The 17,597-nt window shown below is 68.7% G+C and carries 17 protein-coding genes; 8 read left to right on the plus strand and 9 right to left on the minus strand.

Annotated elements, in window-relative coordinates; translation table 11 throughout:
- The first annotated feature begins 84 nt into the window (after positions 1–84).
- Together AB0I35_RS26865 and phoU are read left to right on the plus strand one after the other, a co-directional pair.
- Positions 85–2,190, plus strand: a complete 2,106-nt coding sequence (locus AB0I35_RS26865; protein ID WP_357399117.1) for an LCP family protein — start codon at positions 85–87, stop codon at positions 2,188–2,190.
- Positions 2,191–2,280: 90 nt separating this feature from the next.
- Positions 2,281–2,940, plus strand: coding sequence for a phosphate signaling complex protein PhoU (gene phoU, locus AB0I35_RS26870; protein WP_067640883.1), 660 nt, complete (start codon positions 2,281–2,283; stop codon positions 2,938–2,940).
- A gap of 63 nt (positions 2,941–3,003) precedes the next feature.
- Here the strand turns inward: phoU and pstB are convergent, their stop codons facing one another.
- The 6 genes from pstB to AB0I35_RS26900 all read right to left on the minus strand — a co-directional run bounded on the left by pstB (position 3,004) and on the right by AB0I35_RS26900 (position 8,879).
- Positions 3,004–3,780 (minus strand): phosphate ABC transporter ATP-binding protein PstB, encoded by a 777-nt coding sequence (gene pstB / locus AB0I35_RS26875; protein ID WP_067640881.1) that lies wholly within the window; start codon positions 3,778–3,780, stop codon positions 3,004–3,006.
- An 18-nt stretch (positions 3,781–3,798) separates the two neighbouring features.
- Positions 3,799–4,704 (minus strand): phosphate ABC transporter permease PstA, encoded by a 906-nt coding sequence (gene pstA, locus AB0I35_RS26880; protein WP_357399119.1) that lies wholly within the window; start codon positions 4,702–4,704, stop codon positions 3,799–3,801.
- On the minus strand, positions 4,704–5,675 hold the full coding sequence (gene pstC, locus AB0I35_RS26885; RefSeq protein ID WP_357399120.1) for a phosphate ABC transporter permease subunit PstC: 972 nt from the start codon (positions 5,673–5,675) through the stop codon (positions 4,704–4,706). Before pstC ends, pstA begins: the two co-directional genes overlap by 1 nt.
- Before the next feature lie 92 nt (positions 5,676–5,767).
- Positions 5,768–6,880: a phosphate ABC transporter substrate-binding protein PstS gene (gene pstS / locus AB0I35_RS26890; RefSeq protein ID WP_357399121.1), complete on the minus strand. Its 1,113-nt coding sequence runs from the start codon at positions 6,878–6,880 to the stop codon at positions 5,768–5,770.
- 285 nt (positions 6,881–7,165) lie between these two features.
- Entirely contained in the window at positions 7,166–8,074 is a 909-nt protein-coding gene (gene mshD, locus AB0I35_RS26895) for a mycothiol synthase (protein WP_357399123.1), read from the minus strand.
- A gap of 46 nt (positions 8,075–8,120) precedes the next feature.
- Complete coding sequence (locus AB0I35_RS26900) at positions 8,121–8,879, minus strand: response regulator transcription factor (RefSeq protein ID WP_357399124.1); 759 nt, start codon at positions 8,877–8,879, stop codon at positions 8,121–8,123.
- Positions 8,880–9,067: 188 nt separating this feature from the next.
- Between AB0I35_RS26900 and AB0I35_RS26905 the strand changes: the two genes are divergently transcribed.
- The 6 genes from AB0I35_RS26905 (at position 9,068) to AB0I35_RS26930 (ending at position 13,135) form a co-directional block, all read left to right on the plus strand.
- Positions 9,068–9,913 carry an LmeA family phospholipid-binding protein gene (locus AB0I35_RS26905; protein WP_357399125.1) on the plus strand — a complete coding sequence of 282 codons (846 nt, stop codon included), beginning with the start codon at positions 9,068–9,070 and terminating at the stop codon, positions 9,911–9,913.
- The gene (locus tag AB0I35_RS26910; RefSeq protein ID WP_357399126.1) at positions 9,910–10,344 is read left to right on the plus strand and encodes a thioredoxin family protein; all 435 of its coding nucleotides are present in this window, start codon (positions 9,910–9,912) and stop codon (positions 10,342–10,344) included. Before AB0I35_RS26905 ends, AB0I35_RS26910 begins: the two co-directional genes overlap by 4 nt.
- A 270-nt stretch (positions 10,345–10,614) precedes the next feature.
- Positions 10,615–11,085: a DUF4395 domain-containing protein gene (locus tag AB0I35_RS26915; RefSeq protein WP_067640803.1), complete on the plus strand. Its 471-nt coding sequence runs from the start codon at positions 10,615–10,617 to the stop codon at positions 11,083–11,085.
- Between the two features lie 31 nt (positions 11,086–11,116).
- Positions 11,117–11,950, plus strand: coding sequence for a sulfurtransferase (locus AB0I35_RS26920; protein ID WP_067492342.1), 834 nt, complete (start codon positions 11,117–11,119; stop codon positions 11,948–11,950).
- A 5-nt stretch (positions 11,951–11,955) separates the two neighbouring features.
- Positions 11,956–12,261 (plus strand): DUF1416 domain-containing protein, encoded by a 306-nt coding sequence (locus AB0I35_RS26925; protein ID WP_067492341.1) that lies wholly within the window; start codon positions 11,956–11,958, stop codon positions 12,259–12,261.
- Between the two features lie 181 nt (positions 12,262–12,442).
- Positions 12,443–13,135 carry an FABP family protein gene (locus tag AB0I35_RS26930; protein ID WP_357399127.1) on the plus strand — a complete coding sequence of 231 codons (693 nt, stop codon included), beginning with the start codon at positions 12,443–12,445 and terminating at the stop codon, positions 13,133–13,135.
- Between the two features lie 39 nt (positions 13,136–13,174).
- Here AB0I35_RS26930 and AB0I35_RS26935 read toward each other — a convergent pair whose 3' ends face one another.
- The 3 genes from AB0I35_RS26935 to cydD all read right to left on the minus strand — a co-directional run bounded on the left by AB0I35_RS26935 (position 13,175) and on the right by cydD (position 17,597).
- Positions 13,175–13,756 carry a Uma2 family endonuclease gene (locus AB0I35_RS26935; RefSeq protein ID WP_357399128.1) on the minus strand — a complete coding sequence of 194 codons (582 nt, stop codon included), beginning with the start codon at positions 13,754–13,756 and terminating at the stop codon, positions 13,175–13,177.
- 368 nt (positions 13,757–14,124) lie between these two features.
- Positions 14,125–15,822 carry a thiol reductant ABC exporter subunit CydC gene (cydC, locus tag AB0I35_RS26940; RefSeq protein ID WP_357399208.1) on the minus strand — a complete coding sequence of 566 codons (1,698 nt, stop codon included), beginning with the start codon at positions 15,820–15,822 and terminating at the stop codon, positions 14,125–14,127.
- Positions 15,823–15,839: 17 nt separating this feature from the next.
- Positions 15,840–17,597: a thiol reductant ABC exporter subunit CydD gene (gene cydD, locus AB0I35_RS26945; RefSeq protein ID WP_357399129.1), complete on the minus strand. Its 1,758-nt coding sequence runs from the start codon at positions 17,595–17,597 to the stop codon at positions 15,840–15,842.

Below are 17,597 nucleotides of genomic sequence, written 5' to 3' on the forward strand. Positions count from 1 at the left end.
CATTGCGGACATCGTTCGGCTCCGGTTCGACCGAGCAGCCGAACGATGACGCGCATGCGGCAGATAGAGAAGTGAGGTTCGCTGGTGGGTGACGATCGGCGCGGGCGTACGCCCCGGCCCGGAGGTCGCGCCCCGTGGGAGCGCTATCCGGCTGCCGAACCGCCCGCACAGAAGGACAGCGGTTCCCGCCGATCACGGCACGCCGACGCCGATCCCGACGCGGCCCCGCTCACCGTCCAGGACCTCGTCGACCGGGTCGACAGCGAACGAACCAAACGCAGCCGCCGCACCCCCGCCGATCCATCGGGTACTTCCCGCGCCGGTCGCCGCGCCCGCGACCAGGCACCCCGCCCGACCCCCCGCCCTGATATCGCGGCACGCGCCGACGGTTCGGCCGGCGACGCTCCCGGCGCACCGCATCGCGCCGACTCCCCCGCCGACCGCACCGCCACGACCGCGATTCCCGCGCAGGGGAAGGCTTTTCCCACCCCGGGCAAGACCGCCCCCGCCCCGGGCAAAACCGCCCCGGCGAAGGGTAAGACGGTCCGCACGGCACCGCCCGCTCGTCGCGTCGACGAGCAGGTCACCGATATCCTGCCCACCGTCACCGAGACCCCGGCGGCCCCGCCGAAGCGCGTCGAGCCCAAGCGGGTCGAAACCAAGACCGCCGCCGCCCGGACACCCGAACGGCGCCGCGCGAAGCAGGCACGCCTCGCGGGACGCATCGCGGTCACCTTCTTCGCCGTACTGGCGCTGGTGGTCACCGGTGGTGGCTGGAGTTACCTGCGGGCGACGAACAACGGCTTCACCCAGGTGTCGGCCCTCGACGGTGCCACCGAGGACGTCCTCGACGGTGACATGCAGCTCGGCGACGAGAACTACCTCATCGTCGGCACCGATACCCGCGCGGGCCTGAACGCCGACATGGGCGCGGGCTCCACCGTCGACGCCGAAGGCGCGCGCGCCGACACCGCGATGCTGGTGCACATCCCCAAGGACCGCTCCCGCGTGGTGGTCGTCTCCTTCCCGCGCGACCTCGATGTCACCCGGCCGCAGTGCGCGGGCTGGGACAACGACAAGGGCAAGTACACCGACCAGAAGTTCCCGTCGGCCATGGGCGACAAGCTCAACGCCGTCTACGCGCTCGGTGGGCCGCGCTGCCTGACCGACGTGGTGCGCAAGATGTCGGGTCTGAGCATCGGCCACTTCATCGGCATCGACTTCGCCGGGTTCGAGGCGATGGTCGACCAGATCGGTGGCGTGGAGGTGTGCTCGACCAAGCCGATCATCGACGGCGTGCTCGGCACCGTGCTCGAGAGCTCGGGCAAGCAGCGCGTGAACGGCGAGACGGCCCTCAACTATGTGCGGGCGCGGCACGTGGTCGGCGAGGAGCGCAGCGACTACGACCGCATCCACCGGCAGCAGACCTTCCTCGCGGCATTGCTGCGCGGTGCGCTGTCGGGTCAGGTGCTGCTCGATCCGGCCAAGCTGCAGGGTTTCGTCGAGGCGTTCCGTCAGCACACCTTCGTCGACGGTGTCGAGACCAAGGACCTGATCCTGCTCGGCCGATCGCTGCAGAAGGTCAACGCGGGCGCGGTCACCTTCATCACCGCCCCGACCGCGGGGACCACGTCCTACGGCAACGAGATTCCGCGCGAAGCCGACATCAAGGCGATCTTCCGCGCGATCATCGACGACCAGCCGCTGCCCGGCGAGCAGACCGCGCCGCCGATCACCAACCCGAGCACCCCGGCGGCCCCCACCCAGGCGCCCAAGATGTACGCGGTGAGCCCGGCGTCGGTGTCGCTGCTGGTGACCAACGGGACCCAGACCGCGGGCATGGCTCGGCAGGCGGCCAACAAGCTGTCGAACTTCGGTTTCGGCATCTACAACGTCGCCAACGCCACCGAGTACACCGACAGCACCGAGGTGCGCTACGCCGAGGGCAACGAGGCGGCCGCCGCGACCGTGGCCAGTGCCATCCCCGGCGCGGTCCTGCAACGCGACGACGACCTCAGCGGCATCATCGAGGTGGTCGTCGGCTCGGACTACACCGGCCAGGTGCGTACCCCGACGACGGTCGGTGCCGAGCTGCCCGCGGTGTCGCTCGGCGAGCCGGTCTCGGCCGCGCCGGTGCGGCTGCCCTCGGATCTCGAGCACATGAACGCCGCCGACACCAGCTGCGACTGACCACGCGCGCTGAGCTGGCACGACTGTGCCACTCGGCATTAACCCGGTGTTGGGTGACAGGGGTACCGGTACCCACTAGGGTCAGCCATTATGCGTGTCATCTACAACGAGCAAATGGCCGAGCTCGCCAATCTGCTCGGCGAAATGGCCGGTCTCGCCGGCCAGGCCATGGAGCAAGCAACCCAGTCGCTGCTGCAGGCCGACCTCGCGCTGGCCGAGCAGGTCATCGGTGAGCAGGATCGGATCTCGGTGATGATCGCCGAGGCCGAGGAGAAGGCGTTCGCGCTCCTCGCGCTGCAGGCCCCCGTCGCGGGCGACCTGCGTCAGGTGGTCAGTGCCATCCAGATCGTGAACGACGTGAACCGGATGGGCGCCCTTGCCCTGCACGTCGCCAAGGTGACCCGCCGCCGCCACCCCAACCACGCCCTGCCCGAATCGGTGAACGGCTACTTCGCCGAGATGGGCCGCATCGCGGTGAACATGGGCGCCGGCGCCAAGGAGGTGCTCGAGACCCGCGATCCCGAGCGTGCCGCCCAGCTCAACCAGGACGACGAGGCGATGGACGACCTCCACCGCCACCTGTTCACCTTGCTGATGGATCGGGAGTGGAAGTACGGCGTCGCCGCCGCCGTCGACGTCACGCTCCTCGGCCGCTACTACGAGCGCTTCGCCGACCACGCCGTCGAGATCGGCCGCCGCGTGATCTTCCTGGTCACCGGTGTGCTCCCGGACGGCGAAATCGAAAGCTGAAGCAGTACAACGAGAAAGCCCCCGCCCTCCCGAAGGAGTGCGGGGGCTTTCTCGTTGGCTCCCTTACCCGAAGCGGCCCGAGATGTAGTCCTCGGTGGCGCGCTGGGTGGGGTTGGAGAAGATCTTCTCGGTGTCGTCGATCTCGATGAGCTTGCCGGGCTTGCCCTGGGCCTCGAGGTTGAAGAAACCGGTCTGGTCGCTCACGCGGGCGGCCTGCTGCATGTTGTGCGTGACGATGACGATCGTGAACTCCTTCTTGAGCTCGGTGATCAGGTCCTCGATCGCCAGGGTGGAGATGGGGTCAAGGGCCGAGCAGGGCTCGTCCATCAGCAGCACGTCGGGCGAGACCGCGATCGCGCGGGCGATGCACAGACGCTGCTGCTGACCACCCGAGAGGCCACCACCGGGCTTGTCGAGACGGTCCTTGACCTCGTTCCACAGGTTCGCACCGCGCAGCGAGCGCTCGGCGACCTCGTCGAGTTCCTTCTTGTTGCGCACACCCTGCAGCTTCAGCCCGGCCACCACATTGTCGCGAATCGACATGGTGGGGAACGGGTTCGGGCGCTGGAACACCATGCCGATGGTGCGGCGCACACCCACCGGGTCGATCGCCGAACCGTAGATGTCCTCGCCGTCGAGCAGCACGGCACCTTCGACGCGAGCGTTCGGAGTCACCTCGTGCATGCGGTTGAGCGAGCGCAGCACGGTGGACTTGCCACAACCGGAGGGACCGATGAAGGCGGTGACGCTGCGCGGCAGCACGGTCAGGTCCACGTTCGACACGGCGTGGAAGCTGCCGTAGTAGATGTTGAGATCTTTGACGTCGATCCGCTTGGCCATGGGAGTTTCCGTTCGCTTCTATCGGTTCCGGGTGAGCAGCTTGTTGACCGCGGCGGCAGCCAGGTACAGCAGCGCGATGAGCAGGATCAGCGTGAGCGCCGCACCCCAGACACGCGCGCGACCGGCCGGCTCCGGGTTGGCCAGCTCCTGGTAGATCAGCAGCGGCAGCGAGGCCATGTTGCCGTCGAAGATGTTCTGGTTGATCGACTTCGAGTAACCGACCAGCACCAGCACGGGCGCGGTCTCACCCATCACGCGGGCAAGGGCGAGCAGGATGCCCGAGATCATGCCCGGCGCGGCGGTGGGGATGACGATGCGCAGGATGGTCTTCCACTTGGGCACACCGAGCGCGTAGGAGGCCTCGCGCAGCTCGTCGGGCACCAGCTTCAGCATCTCCTCGGTGTTGCGCACCACCACCGGAAGCATCAGCAGCACCAGTGCCAGCGACACCGCGAAGGAACTCTGCGGCATACCGAGCGTGGCGATCCACAGCGCGAAGATGAACAGCGCCGCCACGATCGAGGGCACACCGGCGAGGATGTCGACCATGAAGGTGGTGACCTTGGCCAGCTTGCCGCGGCCGTATTCCACCAGGTACACAGCGGCCATCACGCCGAGCGGCACCGCGATGACGGTCGCGATCAGCGCCTGCACGATCGTGCCGTAGATCGCGTGGTACACACCACCGCCGGACTGGTCCGGCAGGATGCCCTTCTGCGAGTTGAACCACCAGTCGGCGGTGACGATCGAGCCGATGCCCTTCACCACGACCAGGCCGAGCACCCACACCAGCGGGATCAGCGCGATCACGAAGCACAGGGTGACCAGGCCGGTGGCGATGTTGTTCTTGATCCGCCTGCCGTTGCTGACATGGCGGAACGTCGGCGCCTTGACCGGCTTGTCGAGGGTCGATGTGGTGGTCATCAGCCGTTCACCTTTCCACCGGAGGCCAGGCGGGCCAGTGCGTTGACGACGAAGGTCAGCGCGAAGAGGACGAAGCCGGCGGCGATGTAGGCGCCGGTCGGCAGCGGGGAACTGAATTCCGAGGCGGCCGAGGCGATCTTGGAGGCGAAGGTGTAACCACCGTCGAACAGCGACCAGGTGCCCGCGTTGCTCGCGGTACGGAGCACGACGAGCACGGCGATCGTCTCACCGAGCGCGCGGCCGAGGCCGAGCATGGAACCGGCGATCACACCGCTGCGGCCGTAGGGCAGCACGGTCATCCGCACGACTTCCCACTTCGTGGCGCCCAGCGCCTGGGCGGCCTCGATGTGGGCGCGCGGGGTGAGCGCGAACACCTCGCGGGCCACCGAGGTGATGATCGGCAGGATCATCACGGCGAGCACGACACCGGCGGTGAAGATGGTGCCGCCACCGGCGATCGAGACATTGCCGTCGGAGAACAGGAAGAACCAGCCGAGGTTGGAGTTGAGGAACTCCTGCACCGGCGCGATCTGCGGGGCGAGCACGAGGAAGCCCCACAGACCGAACACGATGGACGGCACCGCGGCGAGCAGGTCGATCAGCATGGTGAACGGCTTGCCCAACCGCGAGGGCGCGTACTGGGTGAGGAACAGCGCGATGCCGACGCCGATCGGCACCGCGACGATGAGCGCGAACACCGAACTCAGCACCGTGACCATGAACAGGTCACGGATGCCGAAGCGCAGGTCGTTCGCGTCACCGGTGGAGAATTCCGTGCTGGTGAAGAAGTTGGCGTTGTCGGCCATGAGCGAGGGGACCGCGCGGATCAGCAGGAACAACGCGATCAACGCGATGGCCGCGACAATGGTCGCGCCCGCCGCGGTGGCCAGCCACCGAAAGATCGTCTCGGCGTTCAGGCGCCCGGAACGACCCTTCTCCGGGGCCTTGTCGAATTTCGGTTCGGTCGGCATATGCGAAGTATCTCCGGCCGCCCGCGGGCCCGTCGAATCCGACGAGCCCGGTGCGGTCACCTCAGGGTGCATGGTCATGGCCTACGCAGCGATCAGGAGATGGCGTTGATCGCGGTGGTCAGCTTGGTCTTGAAGGCGTCCGGCAGCGGCACGTAGCCGGCATCGGACAGACCGCTCTGGCCGTTGGTGACGACCGAGGTCAGGAATGCCTTGACGGCCTTGCTGGTCTCGGCGTCGGCGTACTTCGAGCACACGATCTCGTAGGTGGCCATCATGATCGGGTACGCACCGGCGGCGGTGGGCTTGTAGAACGAGCTGGTGTCGAGCACCAGGTCGTTGCCCTCGCCCTTGATCTTCACGCCGTCGATGGACTTGCCCGCCGACTCGGCCGACAGCGCAACCGGGTCCTTGCTAGCCGAGGTGATGATCTGGGCGATCGACAGGCTCTGCGCCTTGGCGAAGGACCACTCGTTGTAGGTGATCGAGTTCTTGGTGTTCTTGATGGCGGCCGAGGTGCCCTCGTTGCCCTTGGCACCCTCACCGACACCGCCGTTGAACGACTTGCCGCCGCCCTTGCCCCAGGCACCGTCGGACGCGGCGTCGAGGTAGAGCTGGAAGTTGTCGGTGGTGCCCGACTCGTCGGAGCGGAAGATCACGGCGATCTTCTCCGAGGGCAGCTTGGCGTTCGGGTTGAGCGCCTTGATCTCGGGGGCATCCCAGGTGGTGATGGCGCCGTTGAACACCTTGGCGGCGGTCGGGCCGTCGAGCACGAGGTCGGTGACGCCGTCGACGTTGTAGGTGATGGCGATCGGGCCGAAGACGGTCGGCAGGTTCCACGCCGGGCTGGCGCAGCGTTCCTGGGCCTTGGCGGGCTCGTCCTTCTTGGAGCTCAGCGGGGAGTCGGAGCCACCGAAGTCGGTCTGGCCGCCGATGAACTCGTTGACGCCCGCACCGGAGCCGCTGGAGGTGTAGTTCAGGGTGTAGCCGTCGCAGTTGGTCTCGTAGGCCGCGACGAAGCGCTCCATCGCGTTCTTCTGCGAGGAGGCACCGGACGCCTTGAGCGCCTTCTTGCCGCCGCACTCGACACTGGTGTTGGCGTTGTTGCTGGTGTCACCACCGGTGTTGTCGTCGCTGCCACAGGCGGCCAGAGACATGGCACCCGCGGCGAAGACGCCGACCAGGGCGCTGGTGCGCTTGAAGTTCACTTTTCCTCCGACATTGCTGACGAACTCGCTCGGTCCCTCACCGGCCCGGGCGAGTTGGGTGGTGCGGATCGCGGGTGAACGCGAGCACCAGGCGACGACTGTGCCGCCCAGAAGTAACGTAGGTTCGCCCGGTTGACAGTTGGCCCGAGGTGGGTTAACGGAGAATGAACAGCCCGGCGCGATTAGACCGAGCGTGTGATGTTTGCCCCAGTTTTACTCGTCGGTACCCGGTCATCCTCACAATATTCAGGGTTGCCGAGGAACTGTGAGCTGTCTCGCAGCCGGTCAGCGCAGCGCGTAGGCGACGTCGATATGGGCGGGTGCGAAGCCCAGTGCGGTGTAGGTCCGCACCGCGGCGTGGTTGTCGGCCTCGGTGTAGAGCAGCACCTCGGTCAGACCGGTGTCGCGCAGGTGGTGCAGCCCGGCCAGGGTGAGCAGTCGGCCCAGGCCACGGCCCTGCGCGGCCGGATCGATGCCGACGACGTAGACCTCGCCCGCCGGGGCGGCGTCGGGGTGTGCCTTGGTCCAGTGGAAGCCGAGTAGGCGGTCCGGATCGGCGGCGTCGAACGCCAGGAAGAGCCCGGCCGGATCGAACCAGGATTCCGCGCGGCGGGCGGCGATGTCGCGCTCGGTCCAGCCGCCCTGTTCGGGGTGCCAGGCGAAGGCGGCGTTGTTCACCCGCAACAGTTCGGCATCGTCGGCGGGGCCTTCGTAGGTGCGCAGGACGAGGCCTTCGGGGACCTCGAGCGATGGTAGCTCAGGGGTTGCCAGACTGCGGCGCATCTGCCAGAGTTCGCGTGCTGTCGTCAGTTTCAGGGCGGCGGCGAGGGCTTTGGCGGCGGGCAGGTCGCCGTGCGCCCAGACGCGGGCGCCCGCGCCACCTTCGGTGAGAACCGTGCGGACGAGATCGGTGCCGATGCCGTCGCGACGCGCGTCGGGGCCGACGGCCACTTCGGCCATTGCGGGGTGCTCACCATGTGCCGCAACGAGATTCGCGTAGCCGACGAGTTCACCGTCTCGTTCGGCGAGCAGATGCCTTGTGCCGGGATCGGTTTCGGTGAGCGATAGGACCGCTTGCTCGGAGACGGGCGCTACGCCGTCGGCTGACTTAGCGCGGTCGAGCAGGGCGCGGATGCGATCGGCGGTGGTCGGGTCGACCCGTTCGGTCCACGTCAAGGTTGCTGTCTCGGGCATGGGGGCCTCCTCCTCGCGGGCGATCGCCGACACGATCGAACCGAGGTTACTGCGTGCTGCCGTTGACGGGGGTCAGGTCGTCGCCGTCTACGTCCTCGTCGGTGAAGGCGACTGTTTCGCCCTTGGCGGCTGTCGACCTCGCCGGACGGACCGCTTTGTAGCCGACATTGCGGACCGTGCCGATGAGGGATTCGTATTCGCTGCCGAGCTTGGCGCGCAGGCGGCGGACGTGCACGTCTACCGTCCGGGTGCCGCCGAAGAAGTCGTAGCCCCACACCTCTTGCAGCAGTTGGGCGCGGGTGAAGACCCGGCCTGCGTGCTGGGCGAGGTACTTGAGCAGCTCGAATTCCTTATAGGTGAGGTCGAGCGGGCGGCCGCGCAGGCGGGCGGTGTAGGTGCCTTCGTCGATCACCAGTTCGCCGAGGGTGATCTTGCCCGTGTTCTCGGGGCTGGCCACGCCGCCGTTGCGGCCGACCAGCAGGCGCAGGCGCGCGTCGAGTTCGGCGGGGCCGGTGCCGGGCAGCAGGATGTCGTCGAGGCCCCAGTCGGCGTTCACCGCGACGAGTCCGCCCTCGGTGAGCACGGCGACGACCGGCACCGAGGAACCCGTGCTGCCGAGCAGTCTGCACAGTCCGCGCGCGGCGGCCAGGTCGGTCCTGGCGTCGACCAGCGCGACGTCGGCGCTACCGGCCTCCAACAGGGACGACACCTCGGTCGGCGCGGGGCGGACGTTGTGCGCGAGCAGCGTCAACGAGGGCAGCACCGCATCCGGGTTGGGGTCGGAAGTCAGTAGGAGCAGCTCCACCGGGCTCTCCTCCTATCTCGTGTCTGCGCGACGAGAGCAGCCGCACAGCTACGTCGCCGAAACACAGGGTCAGTCGGTGCAACATTAGCGCGTCACAGGCCATGACCTCGCAACACGGGCACACTTACGAGTGTTCGGCCGATACCCGGGCACCCGGCACCCCGGTGCGTGGGCGCTACTCTCACCTCATGCGCAAGCTGATCATCGGGCTGCTGTGCCTGGCCGGGTTGGCGGTGGTGATCGATTTCGGCGCCGCCGCCTACACCGAGTACCACGTGTCGCGGCAGCTGCGGGCGGGCGCCGACCTGTCGGCCGATCCCGAAGTGACCTTCCACGGTTTCCCGTTCACCGCCCAGGCCCTGGCCGGGCGCTACGACAACGTGGCGATCCGGGCCCGAAGCATGCGCCCGGACATCCCCGGCGAGATCGGCATCGAGGCCACGCTGAACGGCCTGCACGCACCGGCGGGCGAGCTGCTCGACGGTGCGGCGCGCTCGGTGCAGGTCGACCGGGTCGACGCTCGCATGCGCATCGAACCCACCGAGCTCGGCAGGCTCTTCGGCATCCCCGACCTGCAGGTCCACACCCGTCCGGCCGACAAGTCCGACGGCACGGGCGGTTCGGGTGGTTCCGGCATGACCACCGGGGGCGCGCTCGTGCTCACCGGCACGCTGCCCACCGCGCCCAACGGGCGCATCCTCGGCGCGGGTGTCACCCCGTCGAGTTCGGCCAAGCGCGTACCGGTGCAGATCCAGGCCGACCTGCTGCTCGACGGCGACCTGGTCCGCATCCAGGCCACCGGCTTCTATCACGACAAGAACAGCGGCCCCACCGACACCGCCAAGACCAGCGAATCGGAGATCCTCGAGGCCGATCGCGGCGCCGTGCTCGAGCGCTTCAGCCGTACGATCGATACCAAGGAGTTGCCGTTCGGGGTCCGGCCCACCGAGGTCGAGGCGCTGGGTGGGCACATCGTTGTCGAGGGCGTCGGCCGCAACGTCACCATCGACCTGGACCGATTGCAGCAACCATGATCGAACTCGCCGTACTCGCCGCCGTCGTGCTGGCCGCCGTCGCGGTCGGCCTGCTGCTGCGCCGCAACCAGGGCCGGGTCCGGCCCGCCACCCTCGACCCCGACACCGAACAGCGCGCCCGCCTGCTCGACGCGGCTGGTGTCTCCGGTTCGGTGCCCGCGGTGCTGCACTTCTCGGCCGACTGGTGCGGCCCGTGCGATGCCGTGCGCCGGGTGGTCGCCGGTGTCACCGCGGAGCTGGCCGATTCGCCGAACGCACCGCGCGACATCGAGATCGACATCGACGCCGAACCCGCGCTCGCCCGCGAACTCAACGTGCTCTCCCTGCCGACGACCTTCGTCTTCGACGCCGAGGGCAAGGAGCGTTTCCGCATCTCCGGCGTACCGAAGGCAGCCGACCTGCGCACCGCCCTCGAGCCGCTCACGGTGTGACGTTGTCCCCGGTTTCGAGGGGGCCTGCCCATTCCCCGGGAAGACCGGGTAAACTCTTCATCGTGCAAACCGACCACGAGCTGATGCTCACCCGACGCCGCACAGTTGACCTGTGTCGCCTCGGTGGTTGTTGCTGCCTGTGCCGCTGACCGGTCGGCTTCTCTCCCGAGATTCCTGACGCCGACCTCTGTTCGCCGCGCGAGTGATCGTTTCGATCCCCCGGCGAACTGGCAGATCCCACTGAATCGTCTCAGCGCAGGAGTTCGCACCATGACCTCGTTTTCTGATTCCCCACCTCGCGTCGATGTCCGCGGGCCACGTTTCGTGGCCTGGGTGACGACCGGGGTGCTCGTCGCGGTGCTGCTGGTCGCGACCGTTTCCCCCGTCGCCGCCGCGATCCTCATCGGCCTGCAGGCCGTGGTGTTCGCGATCGGCGCGGCGGCCGGTCCCGCCAAGCACCCGTACGGCCGGATCTACGCGGCGTTCGTCGCGCCGCGACTCGGCCCGCCCACCGAGACCGAACCCGTGCCGCCGCTGCGTTTCGCGCAGGCACTCGGCTTCGTGTTCGCCGGTGTCTCCCTGCTGGGCTTCGCGCTCGGCTCCCCGATCGTCGGCGCGGTGTTCGCCGGCTTCGCCCTGTTCGCGGCGTTCTTGAACGCGGCGTTCGGGGTCTGCCTGGGCTGCCAGATCTATCCGCTGGTAGCCCGCTTCCGCCGGTCACCTGCTCCGGCACCGAACTGACCCACCCTGCACGTCTGTTGAAAGGAACAACATGGCTCGCTCCGATGTCCTGGTCTCCGTTGACTGGGCCGAAGAGAACCTCAACGCCCCCGGCGTCGTCTTCGTCGAGGTCGACGAGGACACCTCCGCCTACGAGGGTGGCCACATCGAAGGCGCCGTTCGCCTGGACTGGAAGAACGACCTGCAGGATCAGGTTCGTCGCGACTTCGTGAACCAGGAGCAGTTCTCCGACCTGCTCTCGGCGCGCGGCATCGCCAACGACGACACCGTGGTGCTCTACGGCGGCAACAACAACTGGTTCGCCGCCTACGCCTACTGGTACTTCAAGCTGTACGGCCACAACGACGTCAAGCTGCTCGACGGCGGCCGCAAGAAGTGGGAGCTCGACGGTCGTCCGCTCTCGCGTGACGCGGTCAACCGCCCGGCCACCCAGTACAAGGCCTCGGCTCCCGACCTGAGCATCCGTGCCTTCCGCGACGAGGTCATCGCCGCCATCGGCACCAAGAACCTGGTCGACGTGCGCAGCCCCGACGAGTTCTCCGGCAAGATCCTGGCTCCCGCGCACCTGCCGCAGGAGCAGAGCCAGCGTCCCGGCCACATCCCGGGCGCGATCAACGTGCCGTGGAGCAAGGCGGCCAACGAGGACGGCACCTTCCGTTCCGACGAGGAGCTCGCCGAGCTCTACAAGGATGCGGGCCTGGACGGCGAGAAGGAGACCATCGCCTACTGCCGCATCGGCGAGCGTTCCTCGCACACCTGGTTCGTGCTGCAGGAGCTGCTCGGCCACCAGAACGTGAAGAACTACGACGGCAGCTGGACCGAATACGGTTCGCTCGTCGGTGCACCTATCGAGTTGGGAGCGTAATCAATATGTGTGCAGCACCTACCCAGGGACAGGCCATCCCGGCCGGCGTCGACGTGGAGAAGGAAACGGTCATCACCGGCCGTGTCCTGAGCACCGACGGTCAGCCGGTCGGCGGCGCGTTCGTGCGTCTGCTCGACGGCAACGGTGACTTCACCGCCGAGGTCGTCGCCTCCGGCACCGGTGATTTCCGCTTCTTCGCCGCGCCGGGTTCGTGGACCCTGCGCGCGCTGTCGGCGTCGGGCAACGGTTCGGCCGAGGTCCGCCCCGAGGGCGCGGGCATCCACTCGGTGGACGTCGCGGTCGCCAAGTAAGAAACCTCACAACGGCCCTGGTAGTTCCCGTGCGGGAACTGCCGGGGCCGTTTTCGTATCTTCGTTCGGGACTCGCTAGACTCCGAAACGTGGTCCTCTTCTTCGAGATTCTCCTCATCGCCGTGTCGATCCTCATCGGCTGGTTCGGCCTGTACGTCTTCTACCGGCTGTTCACCGAGTCATGAGCGGGCTCGCGAGCGAAGGTTCCGATCCGGCCGAGCGAGCGAGTGACGTGCAAGACGCTTCGGCACAGCGCCGCAGTGGCGACGAGGCGGTGAATGTCGCCGCCGAGCGTGCGAAAGAAACCGGGGTCCGAAACATTTCGGTCCTCGGCGGTCTTCCCATTCCCGAGGACACCGCGAATCTGCGCGAGGGTCCCGATCTGAACCACGCCATGCTGGCGTTGCTGCCCATGGTCGGTGTGTGGCGCGGCGAGGGCGAGGGCCACCACCCCGCCGACGGCGACTACCGCTTCGGTCAGCAGATCATCGTGTCCCACGACGGTGGCGACTACCTGGTCTGGGAATCGCAGACCTGGAAACTCGACGCCGAGGGCGGCTACGACAGCCCCGACCTGCGCGAGAGCGGGTACTGGCGGGTCGGCACCGACGCCGACACCGAGATGCTCGAACTGCTGCTCACCCACAGCTCCGGCATCGTCGAACTGTTCTACGGCACCGCCCGCACCCAGTCGTCCTGGGAACTGGCCACCGACGTGGTGATCCGCAGCCAGTCCGGCGCTGTCGTCGGCGGCGCGAAACGCCTGTACGGCATCGTCGAAGGCGGCGACCTGGCCTACGTCGAGGAACGAGTCGACCCCGACGGCGCGCTCATCCCCCGCCTGTCGGCCCGCTTGCAGCGCTATATCGGCTGAGCTTCCCGACTGCTGCCCGGTATACCGGGTGCAGGTCGGTCAGTCGATCGCCGTCAGGTCGATATCGATGGCGAACGGCGCGCTGGTCTTCAATCGATCGTGGTAGATGCCTATGGGTAGGTAGCGCATGGTGACCGTGTCGAGCTGGTAGGCATACACGACTGCGCGGTTCTCCGAGCCACATTCGACCCGCCAGTAATGTTCGATGTTCGCTTTGGCGTATTTGCCTGGCTTCGTGTCGCGGTCCCGCTCTTCCGAGTCCGGCGAGACCACCTCGACCGCCGCGATGACATCGCTCGCGAAGTAGTAAGTGTCCGGGTCCTGTCGTGCGTAGGCTTCCCCGGTGACGACGACAACATCGGGCTCCGGCATCTGTCGGGGCCCCAGTCGCACTGCCATCTCGCGATCGGCACGCAGGTTGTGCGGCGCCGCCTGCGCGTCGAGTTCGCGCGCCAACATGCCCACCACCCGGCTGTGCCACTTGCGTTGTGGACTCACGAAAACAAGACCCCCGTCGATCAGCTCGGTGTGGGCGGGCAGGTCGCGCATCTGGAGAAAGTCGTCAACGGTGAAGCCACCGCTCGGCGGAATCGGCCAGTCGTGCACCGGGTCGACGGTCATGCACTCATCGTAGCGGTTGGCACCGCCTCCAAGCAGGGGGTTTTCGTGGCCCAGAAATGGAGCGACCCCCGAGCCATACCGTCCGTTCCGGGGAACGGAGCGGTCCCGGGTGGATAGTCCGGGGGCTCGGGGGCCGGGTGTCTGCCTGGGATTCGCTCAGCGCACCGCTGGGGAATCTCCCGCAGGGGTGCTGCTAGCGGGCAGCCACCTCACGCATCCGTTGAACATACATTCTTCAGACCACCTCCTCTCTTGTGTACCGATGAATCTATCGGGCTGTCGCGAGGTCGGCAATTGATTTTCTGAGGGGCTCTGAGCTGGGGATATCCACCGGGGACAGGCGAGGCCGGAGGCCGTTCGGCACGCGCTCAGGAAGGCCGGCGGTCGACGTGGCAGGCGCCGTTCGGGTCGACCTTGACCACGGTGTCGGCGCGATGGCCTTCGGGGAGCTGATGGGTGACGACCACGACCCACCGCTCCGGGTCGACCAGCCCGCTGTCGCGGTCGAGCAGATCGCGCAGCAGCTGCTCGCCCTCGGCGGCGGCGAGATGTTCGGTCGGTTCGTCGAGCAGGAGGGTGCCCGCGGGCGAGACGAGCGCGCGGGCGAGCAGCAAGCGCCTGCGCTGACCGCCGGAGACGGCCGCCGCACCCGCGGTGAGGCCGGTGTGGATCCCGTCCGGCAGGGTGTCGAGCCAGGGGCCGAGCCCGACCGCGCGCACGGCGCTTTCGGCTTCGTCCTCGGTCAGGTCGCCGCGCGCGACCCGCAGGTTCTCCAGAATCGACGTGTCGAACAGATGCGCGTCCTCGGCGAAGAACGTGACACCGTCCAAGGGTGTGTCGAACAACCCGGCCCACGCCATCAACAGGGTCGTCTTCCCGGCACCGCTCGGTCCGACGACAGCCACCCGGCGCCCCTCCGGCATCGGGATACGCCCGGGCATCGGGTCGGTGACAGCTTCGGTGACGCCGAGCGAGCCGGCGGACGGTGCGCGCAGCCGGTGCAGGGCCGCGCGGGCCGTCGTGCGCGCGGTGCGCTCGTCCGGGCTCGGGGCAGGCGCGCCGAGCGGTGTGGGTGCGAGGGCGCGCAGGCGGTGCAGGGCGGCCCGGGAGGTGGTGAGGGTGGTCGCGGCGGCCGGAAGCGCGCCGACGGCCTCGAAGGCCGACAACGGGACGAGCACGAGGACGGTCAGCGCCATCGGACTCATCCCGCCGGGCGTCCCACCGGTGGCGCCGTAGGCGACGATGCCGACCAGCAGGGCGCCCAGCGCGCTGACACCGATCGACAGCGGGGTCGCCGCCGCGGCCCAGGCGCTGCGCGCGGCCGCGCTGTCCTCGGCGACCACCGCGCGGCCCGCCGTCTGGTCGGCGTGGGTGAGCGCGGCATCCAGGCGACCCGCCACCCGCAATTCGGCCGCGTGATCGAGCACGGTGAGTGCCTCGGCGGTGAACTCGGCGCGGTCGCGGCGCACCGCGCGTTCCTCGTCGCGAGCGGCCACGGCCGACAGCCACGGTGCGAGAATGCCCGAGACGGCAAGGGCGACAGCGAGAATCACCGCCGCCGGTACCGAGATGACCGCGATCAAGCCGACCGCCGCCATCGACAACACCACCGCGACGGCCACCGGAACGAATACCCGGACCACCACCGCGCCGAGATCGTCGATATCGGCGCCCACGCGCACCAGCAGGTCTCCCCGGCGCAGTTTCCGTGCGGCCGCGCGGGTGTCGTCGGTGCGCGCGAGTTCGGTCCCGCGTCGTTCCCGCCACCACCAGATGTCGGACCGGGCGAAGGTGCGATACACCTCGGTGCGCGCGGTCGTCATCGCCCGCAACGCCACGTCGTGGGTGGCCAGCCGCTCCAGATACCGGCACACGCCACGCGAGATACCGAGCGCCCGAACGGCGGTCACCGCGACGCCGATGTGCAGCACCGGCGGCATCTGCCAGGACCGTGCGATCAACCACGCCGCCAGCGCCGCCAACGCCAAACCACTGCCGAGCGCGAGGACGCCCCACGCGATCGCCACCGCGACCCGCCACGGGGACAGTCCGAGCAGCCGCCACATGTCCCGCAGATCGGTGATCACGACGCCGCCTCCGCGCGGCGATCAGCGCGCACACAGTCCGCGCCCGGCCCGCCGGCGACTTCGATCACCACGTCCGCGGCGGCGAGCACGGTGGGCCGATGACCGACGACCACCACGGTGGCTCCCGCCGCGGCGATGTCGCGCAGCGCCGCCAGAACGCGCTGCTCGCTCTCCGCGTCGAGGTGGGCGGTCGGTTCGTCGAGCAGCAGGATCGGCCGGTGGGCGGCCAGCACCCGGGTGAGGGCGAGGCGCTGCCGCTGCCCCAGCGAGAGACCGGTGCCGCCCTGGCCGACGACGGTTTCCCAGCGTTGCGGCAGGCCGTCGAGCACCTCGTCGAATCCCGTTGCCGTGCTTGCCCGGTCGAGGGCGTCGCGCCCGCTGCCCTCGGCGCTGAGCAGGTCGACGTTCTCGCGCAGTGTGCCCGGCACCAGCACCGGCCGTTGGGGCAACCAGGCGATGCGCGCCCACCAGCTTTCCGGAGCCATGTCACGGACATCGCGTCCGTCGACGAGCACCGCACCGCGATCGGGCTCGATCAATCCGAGAATCGCCTGCAGCGTGGTCGATTTGCCGCACCCGTTCGGGCCGGTCAGCGCGGTCACCACGCCGGGCCGCAGCTCGGCGGTCAGGTGATCGGGGGCGTTGCCCTCGCGCGCGGCGACCGTCAGCCCGCGCAGTTCGACGACCGCGGCCGCGGCGCCGGGAGCCGGTGCGTGCGCCGCCTGCGACGGGCCGGCCGGATCCGCGCGGTCGAGCACGGCGAAGGCCCTGTCGGCCGCCGCCATTCCGTCCTGGGCCGCGTGGAATTTCTCCCCCACCTGGCGCAGCGGCCAGTACACCTCTGGGGCGAGGATCAACGCGACCAGCCCCGCGTACAGGCTCATCTCGCCGTACACCAGGCGCAAGCCGATGGCCACCGCGATCAGCGCGACGCTCAACGTCGCCAGCCCCTCGAGCACCATCGAGGACAGGAAGGCCATCCGCAGCGCCTGCATCGTCCGCCTGCGCAGCGCGTCACCGAGTTCCCGCACCTGCCCCGCCATGCTCGACGACTCGTTTTCGCGCCCGAGTGCCCGCAGTGTCGGCATACCCGCGAACAAGTCGAGGAGCTGATCCGAGAGCCGGGTGGTCGCGGCGAGCGTCGCCTCCGCCCGCCCCTGGGTGAGCAGACCGATGAGCACCATGAAGATCGGGATCAACGGGAGGGTGATCACCGCGATCACCGCCGAGGTCGGATCGTGGAAGGCGATGACCACCAACACGATCGGCGGGACCAGGCAGGCCAGCAGCAGGGCGGGCAGATACCCGGTGTACCACCCGCGCAGGCCGCCGAGACCGTTGCCGACGACGACGGCGATCTCGGTGCGCCGCGCGTCGAGTTTTCTCGGCGTCAGCTCGGCCCCGGCCCGCAGGACGGCGGTCTCGAGTTCGGCGACCACCGCGCTACCCGCCCGGTGCGCCAGCCTGGCCTGCCACCAGCTCGCGGCGCCGCGCACCGCGACGGCCACGGCGAGCACGACCAGTTCCGTTGTCCACGCGCCCAGCGAGCGGCTGCCGGGATCGGTGATGACGCCCGCGAGCACCCGGCCGATCATCACCGCCATGACCACGATCGTCGCCGTGATCACCAGCGCGAGCAGGACCGCGACCACCAGGTGTGGCCGCGCCGAGCGCGCGTAGCGCCACAGGCGCGGGTCGACCGGTCCGCGGCGCGGTTTGCGCGCCCCCGCGCCCGGGTCGGCCGCCGTGGTCAC

Origin of the sequence: Nocardia sp. NPDC050378, from assembly GCF_040655675.1 — a bacterium.
Taxonomy (GTDB): Bacteria; Actinomycetota; Actinomycetes; order Mycobacteriales; family Mycobacteriaceae; genus Nocardia; species Nocardia coubleae.